The following is a 5320-nucleotide window of genomic DNA, read 5'->3' as shown; positions in this document are numbered from 1 at the left end:
CGTTGGCGGCCATTGATGAGCGGCAACCAAGGTTCTTTGATGCCCACACTGGTTCGGAAAGCCATCGAAGCAACTTTCACATCCTCAGTCGTTCCGAAAACCATCGGAGCAATTTTTTTCGCCTCATCGGTCTCAAACGCATACTGGCTGCTGATGCTCAGCTTGAGGGTTTTCTCATCAAAATCAACCAAAAACTTCTTCATCGGAATGGCTTTATTGACATTTTCAATATAACCCAGCATCACATCTTTTGCCAAATAAACACCCCCAAATCCGTGGCGGTCTTTGGTAAAAGGCTTAGAGTCGAGTAGCGTTGAAGCCGCATCTTCTTCGGCGGCTTTTATTTCTTTTTCGCCTACTTTGCTACCACCGTTTGCGAGATTGAGATTTACTTGATTAAGCTTTTCTTTTGCTTTATCCAAAAATTTCTGAGCCATCAAGGCCGAAATTGGTGCAAAAGTTAGTATCGAAAAGAATATTAAATTTTTAAAAATCTTTTTCATTAGCTTGCTTGCTGAGCGATTGTTGTTTGAAACTTCTTCCATTTTCTTCTTGAAAACTCAACTACTCGTTTGTCGGGTAAAACAAATGTATTTTCGTGCAGACGAGCGTAATCTGTGTTCAGAATCGTTGATTTATTGACTCGAACAAAGTTTTTAAAATCTGTCACTTTGGCCTCAATTTTCTTCAAGGTTGTGGCCACGATTATTTTTTGCCCTGTATTCATGGTTATGATGGTATAATTTTCATCGGCATCCATGTTGATAATATTTCTGGTTGGTAATTTCTTGCGTCCACCTACGTGTACGAGCGTATTTTCTATTGTTAAATTAGCTTCCATGATTGAATTGATTAGTTCGTGTAAGTAATCAGAATTTTGTATGGTTTAGAGATTAGCTGTGAGCCGTTTGAGCTACTTCTGGTTATATAGAAAGAACCTGCATCATAAGCACTGAAAAAAGTCATACCTGGGTCGGGGTGATTGCTCGGCACGTAAATATCGCTTGATACTCCACCCGCAATTATTACTTGAAAACCAATGATTTTAGAAGCCGTTAGGCCATGTACAACCGTTGTTGTAAGCCCCGATGCGGCGGTTGTTCCGGTTAGCATCATTGTTTTCATCGCAGGAAAAGCCGCAGTCGAACCGCCAAATTTTGAGAAACCATTTACTGTAAAATTCCCATTTCCTTGTACCGACATCAAAGGTGTTTCGACCTGATTATTATTTAAATCAACACGATTCCAAGAAAGGGTTGAGTTTGCCGCAGTAGAGCTTCCAACAAATTTTTGATTGATACTTGCTGATGGATTCAGAGAGGTAAATCTCATTTGGTTAGTAGAAGCTCCTGCAAGTAATTCTAAACTGGTAGCAAGGGTACTTTGATTTTGAATTTGTAAAAACCTGTTGCTTGCAATATTACCTACAATCACATTTCCTTCACTAAACTGTATATCATTGGGGGTATAATACCCTGTGGTTTGCCACTGACTAACACTTGCCGCAGGGAAATTCACCCAAGTAGTACCATTATAGTAAGCATATTGATTGAGTGCATTGTCATAAACCAATGTTCCAGTAGTTGGTGTCGGAAAGGCAGTGCTGATAGCCACTTGGTCAGCAAATTTTGGTACGCTTATACTTTTGCTATCAACCGAAAATGATTGCGAAAAACCTAAAAAAGCAAAAGCTACAAAAACGAATGATAATAGTATTTTTTTCATGGTAATGTTATTTTTTTTGATGAAACAAAGCTACATCACAGCTTTTTTTTATTTTTGTTCACTTCACGAAAGACCATTCTACACACACGAACTGTTGTTTTGATTCCACAAACCATTTTGGTGATTTTCCATAAAAAAACCTCTCAAACGTCGCTTGGCTTTCGAGAGGTTTTTTATTTCAACAAAATAGAAATATCAAGGAACGTACGTAATCATAATTCTGTAAGTAGAAACCAAACCATTCGCATTGTTTATATTATTTCCATTGGTTTGATGTCTGAGAATATAAACATTTGTTGCGTCGGTAAAGGTCGTAAACTGATACCCACTTATGGCTCCTTGGGCTGAGGTTCGGTTATCTACGAAGTCTTTATCCACAATAAAGTTATTCAAACCACTCACCAAAACTTTCACTTCCACAATTTTGGATGCATTAAGGCCGTGCGGAACCGTAGTTGTATAAACCGTAGCACCAGCGGCAATATTTCCCGTTAATAAAATGGTTTTCATAGCAGGCGAAGACCGTGTAACACCGGCAGTGGTAGTAGTAGGGTCTGACCCTAATTTAGTAAATCCGTTCACGGTCAAATCTCCCTCTCCATCCAAAGTCATCATGGTAGTCTGAACGGTTGGAGTAGAATTATCTAAGTACGACCATGACATCAACGCACTACCCGGAACAGCCGAGTTGGTAACACTCTGCATCATACCTAAAGTACCAGCCGTTGTACCATATCGGATAACGGGGCTGAGCGACCGAATGTAAATATCTGGCGACGCCATACTTGAAGAACTTGATTGAATCTCAAGTCCATTTCCTGTAGTAGTGGTACTGCCAACCGTTACTTTTCCTCTTAAACTACTTGTCCCTAATGTGGTACCATTCCCGTTGATAGTTGCATTACCTGTGGTAGTTAAAGCTCCCGTGACGTCGAACGAATTGTTTGCCCATTGAAACATGGTTGTACCTACACTCGGAACAGCATTATCGTACCAACGCCATCTAATACTTGAGTTGCCCAGTATAGTATTCGGTGTTACTTCTTGTAAAATCGAAAAATTGGTTGTTGAAGAGTTTGAGTAGCGTGTATGAACAACCGAATTATCTGGCCCTTTGATATTAAGCATTGGGTTATGGACACCGTAGGTAGATGAACCATCGTAACGCAAATCTAATTGAGAAATAGGCGTGTTATTATTGATACCAATCTTGCCTTCTTCGTTGATGGTCATGCGAACCTGCGGCCCTAAAGTACTACTCGCAGGAGTGGTAGAAAACTCTAACTGCCCAGGAGAGTTTGTACTACTAAAAATACCTCTTGCCACTGCTCGAATTGATGCACCAAGTGACCAGTTTGATGTACCAGCACTTGTTGAGCCAGAAAATGCAATGATACCCAACTCACCAGGTGTAACAGGTTGAGGATTAGCGGTTGTTCCGCCAAATTTAACAAAACTCTGATAGGGAGTATTGTTATTTAATCGTTCAATCGAGAATACCGCTTGGTCATTCCCACCACCATTTTGCCTGACAACCAACGGATAAAAAGGTGTTGAGGTTCCTATTCCAACATTGCCTTGCCCACCAGCCCCGTAATGGATATTGTTGCCCAAGGTTGTCCATTGGCTACTGCCGCCGCCGAGCGAGCTGGTTGGTAAGATGGTTACGCTTTGCGAAAAGCCTATTATGGTACTATTTAATAAGACGAGAGATAATACTATTTTTTTCATGGGAATTTTTGTTTTTGATGCAATAAATTTACCCCACAGCTTTTCTTCATTTTTATCCACTTCACGAAAGGCTATTCTATACACACGAACTGCGGTTTTGATTCTATAAATCATTTGCAATTGCTCATAAAAAAACCTCTCAAAAGTCGCTTGGCTTTCGAGAGGTTTAACTTACTGTTACTTGGATGTACAGTTTATATCAGCGTCTATATTGGTGTACTCAGAGCTGGTAGTTTTCTACTACGTATTAAGGTATATAGGTAACTAAAACCTTAAAAGTAACACTTAACCCAGCTGACGGTGTGATACTATTACTTGCAGTACCTGATGTATTTCGAACTAACTTAATATTGCTGGCATCAAAGTAGGCTGTATATTGATAACCTGCAAGAGATGAGTTGTCTCCAACCGTAATATTACCCAATCCTGTTACCAGAACGTCCATTGAGATAATTTTCGAAAAAGTTAGTCCATGAGCAATATCATAACTCGCAGCGGGCCAACCTCCGTTAGCGGTAGTCATTGTGCCAGTAAAATATTTTGTTTTTATAGCAGGTACATCAGCCCCGAAACCGCCTAATTTTGTAAATCCTGCCACTGTCATATCTCCTTCGCCATCTAAGGTCATCATTGTTGTTTGAGTTGGCGTAGCAGCATTATCTAAATGCACAAAAGACATTGACGCACTGGCTGGCGTTGCCGAGTTAATAACTGATTGCTGCATTCCAAAATTACCAGTTGTATTACCATATCTGATAATATTATTAGGCGATTTGATGTAAATATCAGGGCTTGCAGTAGTTGTTGTACTTGATTGAATCTCCAAGCCATTACCTCCAGTTGAAGTTGTTCCGATGGTGGTTTTGCCTCTCAAAGCACTTGCTTGAGTAACAGTACTTGTACCATTAATTGTTGCATTTCCTGTGGTAGTCAATCCACCAGTAACATTGAATGTATTGGCCGAATAACCAAATAAATGGGTAATTCCTTGCGGATTGGCATTATCATAATATCGCCAGTTGATACTTGTTCCGCTTGTATTTAAACCTGTCGTAGATTCTTGCATAATGGCATGATTACCCTGCGGCTGCCCATAACGAATAAACGTATTGGCATTACCGATTGAGTTAATCAGCGGAGCAGTTGCCGAAGTTACACCATTAGAAGTAAATCTATTAGCCTCAATACCGTTAGGTATCCCCGAAATTAATTCTACTCGTCCAGTTGTTTGGTTAAGCAGCCAAAGGTTAGAAGATGAACTCGAAGATGCTGGAAAATTAGTCCAAGCACTACCATTATAATAAGCATATTGATTAAGCGAGTTATCGTAAACCAACATACCAGTAGTTGGTGAAGGATTCGCTGTGTTTATAGCTGCCTGATTGGCATAACGTGGAACAGAAAGACTTTTATTATCAACCGAAAATGATTGAGAAAAGGCTGAAAACGCACAAGCGGCTAAGAGAAATGATAGTAGTATTTTTTTCATTTTAGTTAGATTTAAACTATTACTTTATGACTAATTTATTTTACTTCAACTTCAGCACCCGCTGCTTCGATGGCAGTTTTAATAGAGGCTGCTTCATCTTTCGAAACTCCCGTTTTTAATGTAATCACAATCGGAGTACCTTGGCTGAGTTGTTTCATGGTTGCACCAAAATTCAACCCAAACATTGATGATAAAACTTTAGCTACTGATTGCTTTGCATTAGGCTGGCTGGCAGTAACGAAAAAAAGCGTTGGTTGTTCTTTCTGAAAAGTACTCTGAGCAATAACATTATGATTGGTAGCAGTAAGACCGATGAGAGCAATAGCAATGACAAAAAATATTTTTTTCATGATAATAAAGTTTAAAGACGTTTTT

Annotated in this window: 6 protein-coding genes; all 6 read right to left on the bottom strand. The window is 39.6% G+C overall.

Features of this window, described 5'->3' with window-relative positions:
- Positions 1–503 (bottom strand): hypothetical protein (locus ACOVO2_RS07285; protein ID WP_421769337.1); only part of this gene is annotated, 503 nt, incomplete at its 3' end.
- Positions 503–841: a LytTR family transcriptional regulator DNA-binding domain-containing protein gene (locus ACOVO2_RS07280; protein WP_421769336.1), complete on the bottom strand. Its 339-nt coding sequence runs from the start codon at positions 839–841 to the stop codon at positions 503–505. The genes ACOVO2_RS07285 and ACOVO2_RS07280, both read right to left, overlap by 1 nt.
- A gap of 11 nt (positions 842–852) precedes the next feature.
- Positions 853–1725, bottom strand: coding sequence for a hypothetical protein (locus tag ACOVO2_RS07275; RefSeq protein WP_421769335.1), 873 nt, complete (start codon positions 1723–1725; stop codon positions 853–855).
- A 195-nt stretch (positions 1726–1920) separates the two neighbouring features.
- Positions 1921–3456, bottom strand: coding sequence for a hypothetical protein (locus ACOVO2_RS07270; RefSeq protein ID WP_421769334.1), 1536 nt, complete (start codon positions 3454–3456; stop codon positions 1921–1923).
- Between the two features lie 247 nt (positions 3457–3703).
- Positions 3704–4945, bottom strand: coding sequence for a hypothetical protein (locus tag ACOVO2_RS07265; protein ID WP_421769333.1), 1242 nt, complete (start codon positions 4943–4945; stop codon positions 3704–3706).
- 35 nt (positions 4946–4980) lie between these two features.
- Positions 4981–5295, bottom strand: a complete 315-nt coding sequence (locus ACOVO2_RS07260; RefSeq protein WP_421769332.1) for a ribosomal protein L7/L12 — start codon at positions 5293–5295, stop codon at positions 4981–4983.
- Positions 5296–5320: the final 25 nt, after the last annotated feature.

The organism is Emticicia sp. (genome assembly GCF_049241225.1).
In the GTDB taxonomy this organism is placed as follows: domain Bacteria; phylum Bacteroidota; class Bacteroidia; order Cytophagales; family Spirosomataceae; genus Emticicia.
This window is presented reverse-complemented; position numbering and strand designations above follow the sequence as displayed.